The 19,923-nt window shown below is 36.9% G+C and carries 14 protein-coding genes and 2 pseudogenes; 4 read left to right on the forward strand and 12 right to left on the reverse strand.

The annotated features are described in order from the left end of the window. Positions 1-44 precede the first annotated feature (44 nt). From ACQKFG_RS23670 to ACQKFG_RS23695, 6 genes are all read right to left on the reverse strand, one after another. Entirely contained in the window at positions 45-1,787 is a 1,743-nt protein-coding gene (locus tag ACQKFG_RS23670) for an FAD-binding protein (RefSeq protein ID WP_427563395.1), read from the reverse strand. A 4-nt stretch (positions 1,788-1,791) separates the two neighbouring features. After that, a complete protein-coding gene (locus ACQKFG_RS23675; protein ID WP_427563397.1) occupies positions 1,792-3,387 on the reverse strand; it encodes an acyl CoA:acetate/3-ketoacid CoA transferase in 1,596 nt (531 codons plus the stop codon). A 69-nt stretch (positions 3,388-3,456) separates the two neighbouring features. Continuing rightward, on the reverse strand, positions 3,457-4,596 hold the full coding sequence (locus ACQKFG_RS23680) for an acyl-CoA dehydrogenase family protein (RefSeq protein WP_427563399.1): 1,140 nt from the start codon (positions 4,594-4,596) through the stop codon (positions 3,457-3,459). A gap of 315 nt (positions 4,597-4,911) precedes the next feature. Continuing rightward, complete coding sequence (locus ACQKFG_RS23685) at positions 4,912-6,252, reverse strand: MFS transporter (RefSeq protein WP_427563401.1); 1,341 nt, start codon at positions 6,250-6,252, stop codon at positions 4,912-4,914. A gap of 220 nt (positions 6,253-6,472) precedes the next feature. Next, positions 6,473-7,933 (reverse strand): aldehyde dehydrogenase family protein, encoded by a 1,461-nt coding sequence (locus ACQKFG_RS23690; protein ID WP_427563403.1) that lies wholly within the window; start codon positions 7,931-7,933, stop codon positions 6,473-6,475. Positions 7,934-7,944: 11 nt separating this feature from the next. Beyond that, positions 7,945-9,114 (reverse strand): iron-containing alcohol dehydrogenase, encoded by a 1,170-nt coding sequence (locus ACQKFG_RS23695; RefSeq protein WP_427563405.1) that lies wholly within the window; start codon positions 9,112-9,114, stop codon positions 7,945-7,947. A 625-nt stretch (positions 9,115-9,739) separates the two neighbouring features. Here ACQKFG_RS23695 and ACQKFG_RS23700 point away from each other — a divergent pair. Together ACQKFG_RS23700 and ACQKFG_RS23705 are read left to right on the forward strand one after the other, a co-directional pair. After that, a complete protein-coding gene (locus tag ACQKFG_RS23700) occupies positions 9,740-10,387 on the forward strand; it encodes a GntR family transcriptional regulator (protein ID WP_427563407.1) in 648 nt (215 codons plus the stop codon). A 779-nt stretch (positions 10,388-11,166) separates the two neighbouring features. After that, positions 11,167-11,379 (forward strand): annotated as a pseudogene (locus tag ACQKFG_RS23705) (glutathione-dependent formaldehyde dehydrogenase); the annotation flags it as partial. A 671-nt stretch (positions 11,380-12,050) separates the two neighbouring features. On the opposite strand, the gene ACQKFG_RS23710 reads toward ACQKFG_RS23705, so the two are convergent. The 6 genes and pseudogenes from ACQKFG_RS23710 to ACQKFG_RS23735 all read right to left on the reverse strand — a co-directional run bounded on the left by ACQKFG_RS23710 (position 12,051) and on the right by ACQKFG_RS23735 (position 16,988). Further along, on the reverse strand, positions 12,051-12,476 hold the full coding sequence (locus ACQKFG_RS23710; RefSeq protein WP_427563409.1) for an aldehyde dehydrogenase family protein: 426 nt from the start codon (positions 12,474-12,476) through the stop codon (positions 12,051-12,053). A gap of 752 nt (positions 12,477-13,228) precedes the next feature. Then, a pseudogene (locus ACQKFG_RS23715) lies at positions 13,229-13,759 on the reverse strand (L-lactate permease); the annotation flags it as partial. 306 nt (positions 13,760-14,065) lie between these two features. Then, positions 14,066-14,740, reverse strand: a complete 675-nt coding sequence (locus ACQKFG_RS23720) for an N-acetylmannosamine-6-phosphate 2-epimerase (RefSeq protein WP_427563411.1) — start codon at positions 14,738-14,740, stop codon at positions 14,066-14,068. Then, entirely contained in the window at positions 14,734-15,612 is an 879-nt protein-coding gene (locus ACQKFG_RS23725; protein ID WP_427563413.1) for an ROK family protein, read from the reverse strand. The genes ACQKFG_RS23720 and ACQKFG_RS23725 overlap by 7 nt, the downstream gene beginning before the upstream one ends. A gap of 10 nt (positions 15,613-15,622) precedes the next feature. Beyond that, the gene (locus ACQKFG_RS23730; RefSeq protein WP_427563415.1) at positions 15,623-16,294 is read right to left on the reverse strand and encodes a FadR/GntR family transcriptional regulator; all 672 of its coding nucleotides are present in this window, start codon (positions 16,292-16,294) and stop codon (positions 15,623-15,625) included. After that, positions 16,281-16,988: a FadR/GntR family transcriptional regulator gene (locus ACQKFG_RS23735; protein WP_427563417.1), complete on the reverse strand. Its 708-nt coding sequence runs from the start codon at positions 16,986-16,988 to the stop codon at positions 16,281-16,283. The genes ACQKFG_RS23730 and ACQKFG_RS23735 overlap by 14 nt, the downstream gene beginning before the upstream one ends. Positions 16,989-17,225: 237 nt before the next feature. Here ACQKFG_RS23735 and ACQKFG_RS23740 point away from each other — a divergent pair, with 237 nt between their 5' ends. Together ACQKFG_RS23740 and ACQKFG_RS23745 are read left to right on the forward strand one after the other, a co-directional pair. Continuing rightward, positions 17,226-18,095, forward strand: coding sequence for an N-acetylneuraminate lyase (locus ACQKFG_RS23740; RefSeq protein WP_427563419.1), 870 nt, complete (start codon positions 17,226-17,228; stop codon positions 18,093-18,095). Between the two features lie 162 nt (positions 18,096-18,257). Next, positions 18,258-19,790: a sodium:solute symporter gene (locus ACQKFG_RS23745; RefSeq protein ID WP_427563421.1), complete on the forward strand. Its 1,533-nt coding sequence runs from the start codon at positions 18,258-18,260 to the stop codon at positions 19,788-19,790. The last annotated feature ends 133 nt before the right edge of the window (positions 19,791-19,923 follow it).

A 19,923-nucleotide genomic window follows, 5' to 3' on the forward strand; every position in this document is an offset into this window, starting at 1 on the left:
CTATCCGATTGATATGAAGCTCCCCTACATTAAGGCTTTCACAATCATAGCTGTACTTCACTTTTTCGTTTCTTTGGCCATTGTCGAGTATTTATTTGCATTTCTCCATCTAATTGAGTGACATAAATACTGTTTATCCAATTTAAATCGTCTTTTTCAGGGTAATCCTCTCGATAATGGCAACTTCTACTTTCTGTACGTGCTTTTGCAGAGATTACAATCGCTCGGGAAGTGACGAGCATATGTTTAAGGTCAATGGCAGTAAGGAGATTACTCTCATCAATATTAAAATCTCCATTTACTATAGAACGCTCGAGTTCATCAATAAGTGTAAGCGCTACATTCAAGCGCTTATCGTTACGGATAACCAAACAATTTTTATACATAGTTTCTTTAAGTAAATGGATGGCATCATTAAGTTCCTTTTCTCCTTTGCTGATTGAAATTAATTCGCTTAAATCATCTAATACAGCTAGGGATTCTTTTTCAGGATTTTCAGTAATTTCTTTTTTGTCTGCATGAGCGGCAGCTGCTTTTCCAGTACGGTATCCAAAAACTTGTCCCTCGGCCAGAGAGTTTCCACCAGGACGGTCCGGACCACGCACACCTCCTGCTGTTTCCCCTGCGATAAATAAACCGGATATATTTGTGGTACCATCTGGGCTTTCGATTAAGGCTCCTCCATTCATACACTGAGCTACAAGCGCTATCTCGAACTGGTCTTTAAACACATCAATCCCTTTTGAATTCAGTACACCTTTTGTCTTTGGCATTTTTTGTTCTACAATGCCTTCAGAACCATCAGGCATCGTACACCAAACTCCCCCGTTAGGGGTGGGATTTAACTCCATTTCTTTCTGAATGGAAGTATCTAAGTAAAACGCAGCTGTTGAAATGGTGAATGGAAATACTTTATGGTTATAAACATCCTCAAGTTTGACATGTGGAGGTACATGCTTTTTGAGAATATTTTCTCCATTGATGTTTGTGAGTATAGGTTTCGGCTTCCACACCGGTCCAGATAATAATGTGATGGAAGGATTAATCACTCCTGGTCCGATTTGAATAAATTCCATATTGATGAGAGGGATACCTAGTTCATAGGCCATTGCATATCCATTTCCGGTCATATCTGGAGTCCCTACACCATATTTATAAACATGATGAGCCCCTCCACACGCAAGGATAATGGACGGTGTTTTGTAAAGAATGATCTCTTTTGTATCCCTATTTATACCAAGTGCTCCTGAAATGCTTTTGTTTTTATCGATTAATAATTTAAACACCATAATATTTTCATCAATAGGCACGTTATGTTTTTTAATTTGCTTTGCTAGCGCAACTAAAATGTGACGTGCTGTTACGCCATTTACACGGCATGTTCTTGGATATGTGGCAAAATCACTCATACCTTGTACTAGCTTTCCGTTTTCTTCTTTATCAAAGTTTAACCCTATGTTCCTAAGATCTTGTATACGATCAGGAACTTCTGAGGCAAGTGTCCAAACAAGTTCAGGATCAATAAAACCTCTTCCAGCATCTAACGTATCTTCATAGTGGATTTCAGGATGATCTCGTTCATCTGCATGGCCAATCGCTGCCGCAATCGCTAACAATTCCGAAAATGCTGTTGCAGTAGAGCCACTCCCAAGCCATTTTGATTTTACAGCGATTCGAACACTTACACCCGATTCGACCGAAGAAAGAGCAGCTCTTGCTGCAGCTCCACCACCTCCCACAACTAATACATCCGTTTCAATGATTCGACCAATTTTTAAGTAAGACACTCCGTTACACCCTTTCCATTAAAACTTCATTTTTAGATTCCATGAAAATCGATGGCTCCATCAACTTTAGATTAGAAGAAATAGTAATTTCACAATCCACATTCGAAAGTATATCTTTTTTCACATCAATCCCGGGTGCATGTTCAATAAGGACCAAGCCTTTCTCCTCTAAACGGAAAACACAGCGTTCCGTAATATACAGAATTTCTTGTCCTTTTTTCAAAGCTTGATTAGCGTTAAAGGTCATATGTTCGATGGATTGGATAAATTTTTTATATCGTCCCTCTTTTTCGATTTTTATCTTACCTTCTTCCACAGATACCTTTAGCCCTCCACTTGTTAATGTCCCACAAAAGATAATTTTCGGAGTTTTATGAGTAATATCGATGAATCCACCGGAACCCCGGTAGATACCATTAAACTTACTTACGTTTACATTTCCACTACCATCAATTTGTGCAAATCCTAGAAGGGTTGCAGATAATCCCCCGGCTTGATAAAAATCAAAGATTTGAGGTGAAGTTACAAAAGCCTCTGGGTTATTATGAGCTCCAAATACTTCTACCCCCATTGGAACACCACCAATAGCCCCATGCTCTAAAGAAAAGGTAATTTCCCTGAAGAAATCTCCTTCCAGAGCCAATTGAGGTAAATCTACAGGAATACCTACTCCTAAATTAACGATAGCTCCTGGAACAATTTCTTTTGCTGCTCTGCGAAGAATCACCTTTTTAGCATCTAATGGTAAGTGTTTTTTTAATTGACTAATAGGCTGTTTAATTTCTCCTGTCCAGCTAGGGTTATAATCTGGAAGTAGACTTTGTTTTTGTTCTTCGTCTATTACTATGGCATCTACCAAAATACCGGGAATTTCTACCGAACGAGGGTGAAGGGTATTTTTTCCGGTCACACGCTTAACTTGAACAATGACATATCCCCCATTAGCCTTTGCTGCCATGGCCATTTCCAGTCCACTTAACGTCGCCGGTTCTTCTTCTAAGGTAATATTTCCACTTTCATCGGCGGTAGTACCTCTTATTATTGCCACGTCTATTGGGAAAGACGGGTAGAATAAATGTTCATCTCCATCAATCTCAAGCAACCGAACAAGCTCATCTTTTGTATGCTCATTTAATTTGCCTCCATCATATCTAGGGTCCACATAGGTATGTAAACCAGCTTTTGTCAAGAGCCCTGGATGCCCTCCTGCAATTGATCTAATTAATTGAAATAAGGTCCCCATAGAAAAATTGTACGCCTCTATTTCATTGTTACGAACCATGCCTGCCACTTTTTGATTTTCTTTAATATGAAAGCTACCGCTTATTAGGCGTTTTAACATGCCTTTGTGAGCAAAATGCTCAAGTCCTGTCCTTCTTTTAGGGTCCCATCCTACTCTGACTGGTGTAATAACAGATAGATTTTTAGGTTCATCTTCAGTTAAAAAACGTTCCTCAAGCGCAGCTAGAACTTTTTCTGGACATAAGATCGAGATTAAACCACCAATCGTAATGGACGCATTACTTGGTATATTTTTAACTGCTTCTTCAACAGAAACTACTTTGGAGTTACTAATTTGGTTGTAAGATGCTATGCTCATCCCATTTACCTCCTAGTTTTCTTGATTAAAATTCCTCAAGGACTTCAATATTTAAGTACTTTTACATTACTATTGTCGTTGGTTGAATTTTTTTTCAAGTACATCTGAAGCTAACATGGTCTTATGAACTTGTAACGTACCACCCGCAATTGAGGCAGAACGAACACATCGATAATACCATTCGAGTGGATATTGCTTAGAAAATCCATAGCCACCATGAAGTTGAATGCATGTATCAGTGATTTTTTGAGCAGCCTCAGCTACAAACAGTTTGGCAACACTAACTGCATTTTTATCAGGTTTATTGTCAGATGCCGCTTCCCCTGCACGATAAAGTAAAGTACGAGCAGCTTCAAGTTGGACATACATATCGGATATCAACCATTGCAACCCTTGAAATTCACAAATTTCCTTACCAAATTGTTTACGTTGTTTTACATGATTGATTGTGCGATCAAAAGCAGCTTGTGTAATCCCTATGGTTTGGGCTAAAAACCCTAAACGCACACCATTGTATACTCCCATTAACTTTTTGAAGGCGTTATCTGTTACAAGGACATTTTCTTTTGGTACCAGGGCATCTTCAAAATATAAAGCACATTGTATTTCACCGCTCATATTTTCTTCTTTCGGTCCTACCGTAAAACCAGGAGTTCCACGTTCTACTAAGAGTGCGCCTATATCTGACGTACGTCCTGTATTTCCGAATCGAGCATAGACAACAAATACATCAGCAAGATGAGCATCACTAATAAAAACTTTTGAACCATTTAAACGGAAGTAATCTCCTTCTTTAATGGCTGTTGTAGTTAAATCAGTTGCTGCACTGCCTGCTTCTGGTTCACTCATTCCAAGTGCAACAAACAATTTCCCGGATGTTACCATTGGTAAATATTTTTTCTTTTGTTCCTCATTACCTAAATGATTAATATATGAAGCAATACCCATACTTGCATGATAAGCATGACGCCCGCTAGTTGGACACACCCTGCATAATTCTTCGATGATCAGTAATGCGTCAAATAAATCCAAACCCATTCCTCCATATTTTTCCGGAAGAGTTAAGCCTAAAAATCCGTGATCGGCTAATTTTTTTGCATTATCCCAAAACTTCTTGCCTTCTAGCCATTCAGTTGCAGGTTCTAATTTACGTTTGGCAAAATCTCTTGCAAGATCTCTCCAATTTTGTTGAGTTTCTGTTATTTGCATATATATTCCCCTTTCTTGTTAGTAAAAGATGTTACAACCATCAAATTATCCATTTTATCAATAATAGATTATCGATAATTTGAAATAATGAAATATCATCTATCCATCTATCAAAAATATAGATAAGAATAAAAAATAGATAGATGTTTTTATAAGGAGGTCCCTTTCGTAAAACAAGCGACTCACCTGATTACATTTTTAACTTGTTATCTAAAAAAATAGTTACTACTCTTACAATCGCAAGGTTTACATAAACAAAGGGCTAAATAAAGGGCTCTCTCTTTCTATTCATAACAAAAGGAACTCATGATCTAGTTATATCGCTTCTACTTTCTTAGTAAAGTCAATAAAAAGGGATGCTCCAGCTAAGATTAAACCAAAGATACTAAATAAAACCAGTCCCATAAAATATGAACCTGTAAACGATACAATAAAACCGATTACAATAGGAGTGATGACACCAGCCATGTTCCCTGCAAAATTCATACATCCTCCTATCGTACCAACGTGTTCACGCTGGGCAATGGTGGCTGGAACACTCCAATACAAGCCAGCCCACCGTAGGAAGAATAATGCGATACACAGTAAAGTAACAGCCATGGTAGGAGATGTTGAGAGCGTTAATAATAATATGCAAGAGGCACTAATTAACCCTGATATGACTAAGAGAGTATGCATAACCGTATTAAATTTACCGCCTTTTTCCCTCCATTTGTCTGCAATCCATCCCCCAGTCAATTCACCTACAACACCTGCACCAAAGATAAGCAATATCGCACCTCCAATGGTTGTTATATCTAAGCCTTGTGTTTTTGCCAAGTAATTAGGTCCCCAAGTCATGAGACCGAAAAAAATCGTGTTTAACGAATAAAAACCTAGGCACATGCACCAAAAGTTTCGATTTTTAAAGTAATGTTTGATCATAGTCGTTTGGGTTTTCCCTTGGGAATCTGAGTTGTATTCCTCTAAATGTGCTATTTTTAGATATTCTCGCTCAGCTTTGTTCACCCTTGGATTAGTTTCTGGCGTTCCCTTTATAACTTTCCAACTGATTAAGCCAATTACGATCGTAAGAAGACCCACTCCAATTAAAGCACCACGCCATCCTCCGAGCCATGCCATGAAGGCTATTGTTAAAGGTCCACCAAGGGCCGTTCCTAGGGACGCACCGCTATCAAGTAAAGTAGCACCACGTCCTCTTTCTTTGGAAGTTAGCCATACGGATTGCATTTTAGATCCACTTGGAAACATAGGTGATTCCGCTATTCCAAGTAACACCCGTAAGAAGATAAGCATTTTACTGGTACTAACAAACCCAGTTAAAGTTTGTGCCAATCCCCATGCAAGTGCCGAACCCACTATTAATTTATCAGGTCTATAACGGTCCGCAATTAAGCCAACCGGAATTTGCATAAGGGCATATCCCCAGAAAAAGGAACTTAGTACAAGCCCTACAATGGCAGGGTCCAAAGCTAAATCCTTTTGGAGTGCTGGCATGGCGACAGATAAAACAGCCCGATCAATATAATTGATTGTAGTGAGACCAAGTAGAGCAACAAACACTTGCCAACGTACATTGGTAGGTTTATCTAATTCATGTGACAATGGTTTACTGTTGGATAATTCCAGGTCTGAATCCTTACGTTGTAGTGACATTTTATAATCCCCCACTAAGAGTAATTTTCGTACCTTCTTTGAAAACGTAGGACCACTTATCTCGGTTAAAATTTTTGTCGTTACCTTTTTCGCACTAGTCCGGATAATCTTTTAAACACACTGCTTATGAAGTAAAGAGAAACTTCTTTGGGAATAAGCCCTGCCTTTTATGTTCCTTAGTGCTTGCTTTGTTTACTATGTTAATAACAAATGTCTATTATTAATTAGCATCATAAATCACTTTTAATTCCGTAAAGAAATCTTTTGCTGTACTGCCAATAGAATAAGGTCCAATTGCTGAATGTTTTAAACCTCCAAATGGTACATGGGATTCACTGATAGTGCCATTATTCACATGAATCATACCTGCTTCTACTTGGTTAACAAATAGATCTTGATATGATTTATTTTGGGTAAAACAAGCTGCTGCAAGCCCATATTCACTGTCATTGCATATTTCTAGTGCTTCGTTGAAGCTATTTGCTGTCAATATGACAAGTACAGGTCCAAAAATTTCTTCTTTCGCTATTCTTGAATTAGGCTTAACATCAGCGAAAATGGTAGGTTCGAAGAAATATCCTTTTTTTTCCTGATCCGAGGCTTTTCCGCCTGTTATTAATGTGGCCCCTTCCCCCAAACCAATTTGAACATACTTTTGTGTAGTTTCTAACTGATCTTTAGATACTAAAGGTCCCAATGTAGTTTGTTTGTCTAAACCATCACCAATAACATATGCTTCAGTTTTTTCCTTTAAGGCTGCTACTACGCGATCTCTATCTTGCTTGTTAACGATTATTCGGCTAATAGAAGTACATCTTTGCCCTGTAGCAGCAAAGGCAGCCGGAACTATTTGATTAATGGCCTTTTCTATATCCGGGTACTCATAAATAATGGCTGCGTTTTTCCCCCCCATTTCCAGTTGAACATGGATCAAACGTTTTGATGCTAGTTCATAGATGTTTGATCCCACCCCTGTTGAACCAGTAAATGTAACTCCTCTAACCTTTGGGTGTTTGACTAGTTGGTTTCCAACATTTCTTCCTGAACCAATTATTAAATTTAATACACCCTCTGGCAGTCCTGCCTGTTCAAATAATTCAGCTATTTTATATCCCATTCCTACCGTTACACTTGCTGGCTTAAAGACAACCGTATTCCCAGCAACTAATGCAGGCGCAATTTTTCGTAAAGGTGTTACCAATGGGAAATTCCATGGTGAAATAGCAGCGATTACCCCCTTAGGAACCCTAATCGTACGAATGTTTACATTCTCACGCTCACTAGGTAAAGTCTCTCCCGATAACCTTGATGCTTCCCCAGCTGTGAAACGAACCTCGCTTATAGTTTTATTTACTTCTCCTAAAGATTCACTAAATGGTTTACCTTGTTCTTTTGTCAATAAATCTGCTACCTCATCTTTTTGTGATTCTAAAATTTCGGCAAAGCGATAAAGGTATTTACCACGATTAATAGGAGACATTTTAGACCAGGATTTGAATGCTTCTTGAGCTGCATCGACAGCATTGTTTGCATCCTCTTCCGTAGAATTTGGAGCTATCCAAATAATTTCCTTAATATTCGCTGGATTTTCCCTTTTGTAAGTCTGGTTATTTGAAGATGGAACCCATTTGCCTCCAATATAGTTTTTTACCGTAATAGGAGAACTCTTAACAACTACCATTTTTACACCCCTTATTTAATAGAATTGATGATGGAAACTAAATCTTTAACAGAAACTTTTTTAGGATTTGCATTTGTCATGCCACTATCAAACGCTTCCTGTGCCACCTCTTGAATTTCTGCCTCTGATAATTCAATGTTGATATCCTTCAAAGTTGTTGGAATTTCTAAATCTGAAATTAACTCTTCTACAGCTTTCACTGATTTTTCAGCAGCACTTCGAAGGCTTAAGTCATGAACATTTTCTCCGAGTAAAGCAGCGATATTTTTAAACTTTTCAAAGTCTGAACTTAAATTATATTTCATAACTACTGGTAACATCATAGAATTGGCTAAACCGTGGGCGATTTTGTATCGGCCACCCAGTGGATGAGATAAAGCATGAACAGCCGCAATCCTACCCCAAATAAAGGCAATCCCTGCAATGGTGCTTGCCAACATCATATTAGATGCAGCTTCTAAATTGGATCGATCTGCAACAAATGGTCTTAACCATTTACCAATCAGCTCAATGGCATGTAAGCCTAAAGCTTCCGTAATTGGCTGTGCTTGATTAGAAGTATAAGATTCAATGGCATGGCTTAATGCATCCATTCCCGTAATCGCGGAAGATCCTTTTGGCAAAGTGGTAAGTAAGCGAGGGTCCAATATTGCCACTTTTGGATGTAAATGTTCACTAACAATACCCATTTTGTATTTCCTTTTTTCATCCTTTAATACAGTTGCGTGGGTAACTTCGGATCCAGTGCCCGCCGTTGTAGGGATGGCAATAATATCTGGACCACGGTTTGGAATTTGATTCTTCCCTTCAAACAGACTTAAATCACCTGGATTTGCTACAGCTACAGAAACCCCCTTCGCTGTATCAATCGAGCTTCCACCACCTAATCCAATAAGGGCATCACAATTTTTCATTATGAAGAGCTCTTCCACTTTTTTTACCACCCTTAAAGTCGGATCAGGTTCAACTTCAGTAAATACTTCATAATTAACTTCTCCACTCTTAAGAACGGATTCTAAACGATCAAGAGTACCTGAATCAACAATTCCTTTATCCGTACAAACAAGTATTTTTTGATAGTTATATTTTTTAATGATGCTAGGTAATTCCTGAATACGGTCAACTCCAAAATGGATCTGTGTATGCAACCCAAATTCAAATGAGTCTGTTAATAAATTCATAAGTATCCCCCTGGTAACTAAATTTATTAATGATTTTATATTTCTCGATGGTTTGACATGCTTTACCACCACTAAAGTAACCGCTTTCAAAATTAATTTTAGTTCTTATCCTATTTAATCTGAGAAATCACCGATATTTGTATTTCTTTAATATTAAAATTTACATGTGTGATGTGTTACATACCCGAATCGATTATTCTTTTTAGTACTTTACCTTCAGATCCTATTATTAGACAGACGATTATTCAAATTTCTCTTACACGTATCCACTCCTTGAAGATAGTTTATTTATTATAGATTATCGATAATCTATAATAAAGATAGCAACTTCTTGTTTAATTGTCAAAATAATTTAAAAATTAATGTTAATAAAAATTACCCTGTGAAAAAACTTCTCTTCGACACAATAAGTTTTTTCCTTTACTTCCTCTAATTATTATTACAAATAGTTTACTGTTTATTATCGATAATATATAATCAATAGTAATACATTTAACTGCGATTGCCAAAATATTTTAGAATCATCTAATTATTGTTAAAATAGATTGAAATAGTTTAATAAGTAAACTTCCTATAAATACTATAGAGATTAAAAATAATTAAAGAATAAAGGGGTGTTATTTCTATGGAAAAAAAAGTTACAAATTATTCTTTGCCTGATCAAGTATGTGATCTTCTAAAAGAATCAATTATTAAAGGAGAATTAAAACCTGGAGATCGAATTATAGAAATGGAAATAGCAAAATCTTATAATGTTAGTCAAGCTCCAGTTCGGGAAGCTCTTTCACGTCTTAGAAAAGAAGGTTTCGTCATTCACCATCGTCATAAAGGAACTTTTGTATCCAACTTCTCTAAAAAGAATATTGATGAAATTTATAGCTTCCGTGAAGCAATAGAGCCCTTAGCTATAGCAAGAGCTATACAAAAAATAAAAGATGAAGATTTAAGAGAACTTAGTGATTTATATCAAGAAATGCTTAAAGCAGGTAAAAATGGTGACCTTGAGAAAGTTAGAGAAATAGATGTAGCTTTTCATAGCCATATTTATAAACTAGCCGATCATGATTATATGTACCAGGTATGGGAAGATTTAAGTGCGGTATCGAATCGAATCTGGTATATAACAAGCCAAATTTATTTTGATAATTTAGATGAAATTGCAAAACTTCATAAGCCTATATTAGATGCTTTATATAAACGTGATGTAGAAGGATGTATTAAAGCATTTAATACTCATACACATTACGTGTGGGAAAAAATAACTAACGAGTAAAATGTTAGTCGGTTAGAGCGACATTGGCACAGTGATTTCTGGTGTTTAATCGAAAGTGGAAAATAGTGTATACACCCAGTAATAGGTAAACATACGAATATGACTTCGGAGTAAAAACTAGTCAACAGTGTGTTTCGATATACACCGTTACACACATTGACCTAGTATTTTCTATATAATCATTACACTTTTTCTGGGATGCACTATAACAACCATTACCCGCCATTAGAGAAATAATAAAAACGTTATATACTGACTAATAAATATTTACGGTAACACGACCACGTATTTTACTTTTTAAAGTATCCGGTAATATGATAACCCTTCTAAAGTAACTTTTCTCAGACATTTGCAGGTTCAAGTCAGGAGCTAAGCATTTCCCGAGATCTTGTTTTATTTACATCGGACAGTAAACATAACCAATCCCTAAGCTCCTCGAAGATAAAAGGAAACACACTAGTCGGGCTTCTGCTCCGCTTGTTAAACCACTTACTGAGAAAGTTCTTCTCCTTACCGGGAATCGATTGGATTATATGTTATTCTTCCATTCCATTTGCCAGGGCCACTATACGTAAAAGGCCCTCTCTAATATAAGTTAAAAAATCTTAAAAGGGGTACCGCCACCTACCAATAAAACGGACATGTTAGGAAATCCCAATATAAATAAGCTCAATTTCTCAGTATTAAATTAAGAAATTAAGCTTTTTTTAGTTGTTTCATTAACGCGCCATTATCTACAATATGCATTTCCACCGTCAAAAAAATTGCATATGATGAAAGAGGCAGAACGTGTGATAGCTGTTAATTATTTAGATTATCGGATTAAACATGCAAAATATTGAGCAATGTTGAGGTTTTTAAATTTACAGATATCCAGATATGGGTGAGAATTTGAAGAATTCACCCATGGCGGGGCAGATGTAGTCATTGATTGTATAGGCATGGACGGGAATAAATCATTTTTGGAGATTCTTGAACAAAATTTAAAGTTGTCAAACCCATAGAAGTCTTTTTTTCTGTTATTTTTTAGATTATTGGATAATTCAGCACGTAACTTGGGTAGCAATAGTATGGTGGTCTAAGGGCTATTTTAGACATTGGCCATGAGTCCTCCATATAGACCATCTTAACTTTTTCATTTGAATGGTTTACTAGCAATAGCTTTACTTCTGGTGAGTAGGGGCTTTTTTGCTTTGTAGAATGAATATAAATTAATTGAATGAATACACTTTCAATAACCTTGGAAAACCATCTCTTTCTCTTGATACCCTTCTCAAAATCGAGAAGAGTTTTTTTATTAAATAGGAATATTTTGTTATTGAATGGGGGCTATGATATTATTGTGCTACCCCCTAAGTGTACGATTTAATGCCCTTACTCGTATTGAGTAGGGGCTATTTTTTTGTTGAAGCTCTGTTTAAGGTGTTGTTGGATTTCTTTGAACTAAAGGGGCAGTTTAGATGAACAAGGAAAGATGGTCTAATGTTACACACAAGAAACATTGCGAAAATGCCTAACAATTCATCCAGGGAGAAACTTAATACCGGAACAAGATTAGAACGCTAGTAAAAGCTATATTTCTTTAGTTAAAACTATATGGACAAACATTCAAGCAATATTAAAAAGCAAAAAATATATTAATAGAAAGGAGGTGAATTTTATGTCATCTAATTTTAATTTTTGCTGTCCTCGCTGCTTCAATAGGATCTGTTGTTGTCCTCCTGTTCATCAAGGACCTCAAGGAATACAAGGAGTTCCAGGATGATTGATATTCAAGTATTTTCCCCTCTACAAATTCCCTGTTATACAGAAAAAAATAAAAGTAAAAGATGGCAATTTTGTTAAGTAGCAGAGCCCGTTTTTCAATTGTTGTCTTAGACCATACAGGAAATGCTGCTCTTGCTGCTTTTACAGCACGATCTATATCTTCATTCCCTCCACGCCCAATTTGTGAAAGAAATTTACCAGAAGCCGCATCAACCACATCAATATATCCATTTATAGGCTCTACCATTTCACCGTTGATAATCGGCTCATATTTTTTTTTGAATTTAATAGTATTAGTGTTATTTTGTACAATAGTCTCCATTTAGTATCTCCTCCATAATCATCTTTTTTATTTTATATAAAACTGTGGACAAATCAGATTATCCATTTTTTCCACTTTCGAATTTAATGCTATTATAAACAGGAAAATCAGTGAAAATATGTTAACAAATTAACCCATTTTGCATTATTCTTAAACTGGTTACTGTAACATTCTGATGTATTGCGTAACTTTTAAGTAGATAATTCCAGGTCTTTTGAATCAATTAGATTATTTGTAATCTGGTCGGGGTGCAATAACTTTAAGACAGTTGTAAATAATAATCTGAAATCTGTTATTTTTAATTACATAAAAACAACCTCCATCTTTTCCAAAGGTTGTTATGTTAAACTATTGACTAAAATGAAGTAACCCCAAATGCAGGTATGTCTGATCCAATGTAAAACACAGCATTAGTGATTTTGCATTATCAGGTTAAGTCGAAGCCCGATCGGTTTTCTATCCATATTTGATGCTTTTCCCCATTGGCAGTTTATTCTATATAAAATCTTTGATAATTTCTTATCTGGTCGTTGCGCCAGCTAAGCCTTTATTATTCACGAAGATAGGTATTTGTTCTAAATTGATCTACCTAACTATTATGATCGTCAACTCAGAAGGCTACCTTTCATTTCCTATGAAAAAAAACACCACCTTAAAGTCGTTTGACATACTTGCGACTTTTAAATGGTGTTTTTCTTATTTTTATCAACTCATATTGACTCTAAATAAAGATATTTGCTTTGCAATCTTACTTAAGGAATCATCCAGGATAACACCCCATTCTGTAAATATGTCATGATTCCAACAATAATAACCAGTATAATACTATGCTTTATAGTGAAGCGAAACAAATCAGATTCTTTCCCTGCTAGGCCTACTGCGGCGCAAGCTACTGGCGAAATCATCATTCCGGTAACTCCGACTGAAGAGTTCGCTGCCACTGCGAGCACTGGATTCATGCCTATTGAAGTAGCTGTAACTTTTTGCATGTTACCAAATAGTAAGTTGGCTGAAGTATCAGAACCAGTAATGAACACTCCTAGCCAGCCTAGTATAGGAGAGAAGAAAGGGAATAAAAGTCCTGTTTTCGCCAATACCATACCCATAGATGTGCACATTCCTGAAGAGTTTGTTACATAAGCGTATCCTACAACAGAGGCTATTGTGATAATGGAAAATTTAAGTTCGTTTAGTGTTTCACCGAATGTAACTATCCAACCCTTCCAGGAAATTTTTATAGTGTATTTCGTAATGATTGCTGCAATCAGAACCGCTGTACCAGCATGAATCCGGATTAACGACTTTCAAAATAAAAAGAACTGATTCTTAAGCATGGGCCAGTACAATTTCTATTATTTAGATAAATTGCACTTCTACCCCTATTAAGGATATTCAATTATTGGGATATTCTATTTTATAGGCTAAAGAATAAGAGGAAAGAAAACAAGCCGTACCACATAACAATAGCTGATACGGCTTTGTTGATTTAAAAAATATTTTTCTACACGAATTACTTAGAAGTGTTTTTCAGTAACCTTGAACAGTCACACCACTTTAACGCCTTAGTAAATTGGCTGAATGTTCCCCTATTATTTACATTCCACAAATCGGCGTGTGATATCACGAGGACGAGTGATGGCACCACCAACAACAACCGAGTGTGCGCCGAGTGTCAGACACCTTTTATACATTTCCGGTGTCATGACATTGCCTTCTGCGATGACAGGAATGCTGACTTGATCCAAGATATTTTTCAAAAGTGAAAAGTCGTCATGGTATAGTTTATGATCAGAGGTATCTGCTGTGTATCCATGTAGGGTAGTCGATACGCAATCAAATCCCAATTTTTCAGCTTGTATGGCGTCTTCTACTGTCGCGATATCTGCCATAAGTTCGACATTTGGTGCCTTTTCTTTGGCATAATGGATAAGCTCCTGCAGTGAAATACCATTTGGGCGAATGCGATGGGTTGCATCCACGGCAATCATCTCACAACCACTTTCAATCAATTCATCTATTTCTTTGTGTGTTGCCGTAATAAAGATATCACTATCTTCATAATCCCTTTTTACAATGCCGATAACAGGCAAAACTATTTCATTTTTTATCGCTAATATATCTTCTTTTGTATTTGCGCGGATTCCTTTAGCTCCGCCTTCCATCGCGGCTAGTGCCATTTTGGATATAATGAATGGACTATGTAAAGGTTCCTCAGGTAGTGCCTGGCAAGACACGATTAGTTCTTCTTTTACTTGATTTAACATGTTGATTCCTCCCTGAAAAATGGGTAAACAGCACCATATAGTGCAGCATCGTTACCTAACTTTGCAACCTTTATTTTGGTTTTCATAAAGTTAATAGGTAAATATTGTGGAATAAACTGTTGGATATATTTCAATAAAAATGGCCCTTGTGCAGATATACCGCCCCCAATAATGATGGAGCTTGGATCGACAATCAAAATGATTTGTGCGAGTCCCTTTGCAACTTCCCTTGCCCAGGAAGCAATAACGGTATTACAGGTATTATCGCCTTGTTTGGCACGATCAAACACTTGCTTTGCTGTTAAATCGTCACCAAGCTCTGACTGAATTCTAGCATTCAAGGCGGAAGTCGATGCCTTCATTTCAAAATTGGTTTCCGTTTCCGAATCATACAGTAAGTAGCCGACAGAATTGGCTTGATGATAACTCCCGACCATTAACCCTTCATGATAGTATGCCCCGCCAATACCTGTTCCTAATGTAATGCAAAAAACATCTTGATCGTTCATTGCTGCCCCTTTCCAACGTTCTCCGAGCAATGCGGCATTCACATCATTTTCAACATGGACAGGTAAATGGAATGTATCACTTATATATTTTTTAAAATTAGTTCCACGATAGTTTTTAATAGTTGGGCCGGCATAGATGATTCTCCCCTTATCCCGATCGACAATTCCCGCTGTGCTAATCCCGATACCGGAAATCGTATACCTAGACATTGCATTTATGACGATTTCTTCTACTTGCTTTAAGATGGCATGATCAAGATTCTCTTTGGTTGCTGTTTTTTGTTGGTGGATCAATTGCTGCTGTTCATCAATCAGGGCAAATTTAATAAATGTTCCACCAATATCAATGGATAAATAAGCCATCGCTACCTCCTTAGGCCTTTGCATTGTTAATATGTTTTGTCAGTATCGATTTTGCTTTTGCAGCATCTTTTTCCTTTAGCGCTTTTACAATTTCCATATGTTCATCCATCGAAGCCTTGTATTCAGCTACTGTCATATGAATGTGCTGGACCTGGAAAAAATAACTTGTAATCATACTGGTCATTTGGATGAATAGTTGGTTTTGGGTTGCCTTTAGAATTTGCTTGTGGAACAGGATGTCAGCTTCCCTATATGCTTCCACAGTTGTTGATTGCATATTTTTCTTTACCATTTTTTCAAGTGATGCTATTTCCTCTGTCCGATCTTTCATAATAATTTCATCAATTGCACTGGCTTCAAAAATGACCCGCAATCCCAAAATGTCACGGATATTTCCATTATTAATTTGCCAAAGGAAGAAAAAATTATTTAATAGGTTTTCAATATTGGATTCATTTAGAAAGGCACCTTGCCCTTGGCGAACACGAATGACCTCCGTATTTTCTAGATAGCTCAATGCCTCGCGAACGACGGATCGACTAACGCCAAAGACCTCCATAAATTTACGTTCAGTCGGTAATTTGTCACCTGCCTTTATTTGATGATCAATAATGTATTGTTTGATTTCCTGGATCACCGTTTGCTTTAGCGATTTGCGTTCCGATAAATTAATAGGTTCCATCTCTTGTTTTGTCCTCCATTTGATTGATAAATTCGAACACAGGTTCAAAATGCAGGGTCATAATTTTCTGTGCTATTGACAAGTCTTTTTCTTTTAATGCATCGATCATCCCAGTATGTTGGTGATAGGATTTGATGAGCTTTGCTTCTTTTTGAACAAGATCGATTTTCGTTAATGAAAAGTATTCATGGATAATTTCACTGAAGCTGTAAAATGTTTCGTTGTGTGTCATTTTGATTAAAGTCTGATGAAATAAACGGTCGTCTTTTCTTGTGTCCTGCTTTTGGATGATCGCTTTATAGTAGGATTCATTTATTTCTTCCAGTTGCAAAAAATCCACATCGATATCATTTTCAATGATAAGCCTTAAGGCTCCTAGCTCAATCACTTTCCTGAGCTCCGTCAATTCCCTTAATTTAACACCATAGGTATCATAATGATGTTTTAAAATTTCTTTGATGGTATCCAGGTTTGGATCACCAATATATACGCCGCCTCCAGGCTTAATGTTTACGATTCCAATTGACTGCAACGAAATTAATGCTTCTCTGACGACGGTCCGGCTTACTTGCAGCTGGCTGATAAGTTCCTTTTCCGATAAATATTTATCATTCGGTTTCAGACCGCTTGTTGTAATATGGTCCTTAATCCTTTTGATTGCAATATCAACTAATGATTCCTTTTGGATAGACAAGTCATTCACCTCTTAAATGTTCTATGACGCTTTTATTTCATCATAACATAAGAGAAAATTCCAAATGAAACCCCCTTACGAAAATAGTTGACATTTAAATAAAACGTTTTTATGATGAACATATATTAAAAATTGGTCTGACAATATTATATCTTTGATTATTGACTTTAGCAATATGCAAGAGTATCAGTATGATGTCAAAGATTGTCTGATTAAATTTACAAGGAGGAATACAATATGAAAGGTTTATTTTCAGCATTGCTCGTTCCATTTGATGAAAGTGGCAACATTAAAGAACAAGGATTGCGTCAGGTTGTAAGAAATAACATCGATGTACAAAAAATCGATGGATTATATGTCAATGGAAGCTCTGGAGAAAACTTCATGCTATCCACTGAACAGAAAAAACAAATCTTTAAGATTGTTAGTGAGGAAAATAATGGACAGGTTAAGCTCATTGCCCAAGTTGGATCCCTCAATTTAAATGAGGCAGTGGAGCTCGGGCGATATGCTACAAAACTTGGATATGATAGTTTATCAGCGGTCACACCATTCTATTATCGTTTTAGCTTCGATGAAATTAAGAATTACTATAAAACAATCATTGAAGCAACGGATAACAATATGATTATTTATGCGATCCCTGCCTTAACGGGTGTATCAATGGATATGAGACAGTTTGATGAGCTTTTCCAAAATGAAAAAGTAATTGGTGTCAAATATACGGACGGAAACTTTTACATGTTAGAGCGTTTGCGTAAAAGATATCCAAACAAACTAATCTATTCCGGATTCGATGAAATGTTGATTTACGGTGTTATTTCTGGGGTGGACGGTGCGATTGGCAGTACATACAACATCAATGGACAACGTGCTAGAAAAATCATGGATTTCTGTCATGAAGGAGAAATTGAAGCCGCATATGAAGTGCAGCATGAAACAAATGACTTGATTGAGAAGGTATTGGAACTTGGACTGTATCAAACGTTGAAAGAAGTATTGAATCAAAAGGGCATCGATGCGGGAACCTGCAAAAAACCGATGAGTCCGTTTGACAGCAGCAAGATTGCTGAAGTGAAGAAGTTAGTGGAAGATTTCAATTTGTAATAGGCCTTTTTTAGAAAACTAGTAAACTCCTGCTTGTAGTAATATGGCGGGAGGCTCACTTTCATTGTTAAGGATTTTCAGCTTGATTTGAAAACGCTTTAGTATTCGTGCTTTTTTTTCGGAATCGAAGATTGCAAGTTTTTAACTAAAGGGGGAAGTACAATGGATAAAGTAGGTCTTGGTACAGTTAACTGGATTGTTTTAATTGTTTATCTGCTTGCAATGCTTGCGGTCGGTATTTATTTTACGAAGCGGGCGGGCAAAAACACGGATGCATTTTTTACTGCTAGCGGAAAAATTCCGGCATGGGCAGCAGGTTTCAGTATTTATGCAACAACGCTTAGTGCGATCACTTTTATGTCTACACCAGAGCAGGCATTCCTGACAGATTGGTCGTATGCAGCTGGTAACTTAGCCATTTTTGCAATAATTCCTGTTTTGATTTATTTCTATATACCTTTTTTCAGGAAATTGAATGTAACAACTGCTTATGAATATTTAGAAGATCGCTTTGGAGTCTCCATGCGGACCATTAGTAGTTTGCTATTCATTCTATTCCATATCGGTCGTGTGGCCATTGTTGTGTATTTACCTACACTTGCGATTGCCTCTGTTTCTGATATCAATCCCGTTTTAATCGCAGCTGCGGTAGGAATCTTATGTATTATTTATACATTCCTCGGTGGTATAGAAGGGGTTATTTGGAGCGATGTAATTCAGGGGATCCTACTACTTGGCGGTGCCATTTTAGTTGTCGTTTTGGGAATCTTCTTGGTTGATGGCGGATTATCTACTATCATCCATGATGCAGCAAAAGATGGAAAGTTTATCACATCAGACAACTTTGAATTTGGAGGTGCAGCAGCGGCTATTCCGATTATCTTTTTAGGCTCGATTTTTAATAGCTTACATCAATATACTGCGAGTCAAGATGTGGTTCAACGCTATCAAACAACAAGCTCTATTAAAGAAACCAACAAATCATTATGGACAAATGGTATATTGGCCTTGATTACAATTCCGATCTTCTATGGAATGGGAACGGTTCTCTATAGCTATTATCAAAACGTTGAAGCATTACCCGCTGGTTTCAATACTTCTGCTGTCGTTCCATATTTTATTGTTACAAGTCTTCCTGTAGGGATAGCAGGTTTAATCATTGCAGCGATTTTTGCTGCTTGTCAATCTACTATTTCATCTAGCTTAAATAGTATTTCGGCATGTATCGTTACCGATTTCAAACAACGTTTCTTTGGCAAAGACCAAGGGAAAAGTGATGTCAGGCTTGCACGTCTAGCGATTATTATTGCTGGTCTTCTCGGAGTGGGAGTATCCCTTTATTTAGTATCGACGAACCGTGCAGAAACGTGGAATCTGTTTTTGGCGATAACTGGATTGTTCGGTGTGCCAATCGCTGGGATCTTTGCACTTGGGATATTCACCAAGCGCGCCAATACACCAGGTGTCTGGTTTGGTCTGATATTAAGTGCCATCACCGCTTATTTTGTACAAAAAACAAGCTTAACACCATTTGTGGTTAGTATGGTAGCATTCTTTAGCTCCTTTATTTTTGGATATGTTTTCAGCTTTTTCTTCCCTAAATATTACAAAAATACAACTGGTCTAACCATATACACGAAGAATGAAACATACGTAAAACCGAATACAAATGAGCAGTATTCGAAAGCACTGTAGTAAATGAAATATTGCACCTGCAAACCACCTAGTAGTGGCGGTTTGCGAGTGCTTTTTTGTTTCTGTCTAATGATAAAAAGCATCGTTGTCTATTGTTCTTGAGAAGAAGGAAAGCCTAAAATCTTTGCTATGC

It is taken from the genome of Peribacillus sp. NPDC076916, from assembly GCF_050269675.1.
Taxonomy (GTDB): Bacteria; Bacillota; Bacilli; order Bacillales; family DSM-1321; genus Peribacillus; species Peribacillus aracenensis.

Coding starts and splice junctions, on each gene's coding strand:
- ACQKFG_RS23675 (WP_427563397.1), bottom strand. CDS start 3,387: ATGAGCATAGCATCTTACAACCAAATTAGTAACTCCAAAGTAGTTTCT.
- ACQKFG_RS23680 (WP_427563399.1), bottom strand. CDS start 4,596: ATGCAAATAACAGAAACTCAACAAAATTGGAGAGATCTTGCAAGAGAT.
- ACQKFG_RS23685 (WP_427563401.1), bottom strand. CDS start 6,252: ATGTCACTACAACGTAAGGATTCAGACCTGGAATTATCCAACAGTAAA.
- ACQKFG_RS23690 (WP_427563403.1), bottom strand. CDS start 7,933: ATGGTAGTTGTTAAGAGTTCTCCTATTACGGTAAAAAACTATATTGGA.
- ACQKFG_RS23695 (WP_427563405.1), bottom strand. CDS start 9,114: ATGAATTTATTAACAGACTCATTTGAATTTGGGTTGCATACACAGATC.
- ACQKFG_RS23700 (WP_427563407.1), top strand. CDS start 9,740: ATGGAAAAAAAAGTTACAAATTATTCTTTGCCTGATCAAGTATGTGAT.
- ACQKFG_RS23710 (WP_427563409.1), bottom strand. CDS start 12,476: ATGGAGACTATTGTACAAAATAACACTAATACTATTAAATTCAAAAAA.
- ACQKFG_RS23720 (WP_427563411.1), bottom strand. CDS start 14,740: ATGTTAAATCAAGTAAAAGAAGAACTAATCGTGTCTTGCCAGGCACTA.
- ACQKFG_RS23725 (WP_427563413.1), bottom strand. CDS start 15,612: ATGGCTTATTTATCCATTGATATTGGTGGAACATTTATTAAATTTGCC.
- ACQKFG_RS23730 (WP_427563415.1), bottom strand. CDS start 16,294: ATGGAACCTATTAATTTATCGGAACGCAAATCGCTAAAGCAAACGGTG.
- ACQKFG_RS23740 (WP_427563419.1), top strand. CDS start 17,226: ATGAAAGGTTTATTTTCAGCATTGCTCGTTCCATTTGATGAAAGTGGC.
- ACQKFG_RS23745 (WP_427563421.1), top strand. CDS start 18,258: ATGGATAAAGTAGGTCTTGGTACAGTTAACTGGATTGTTTTAATTGTT.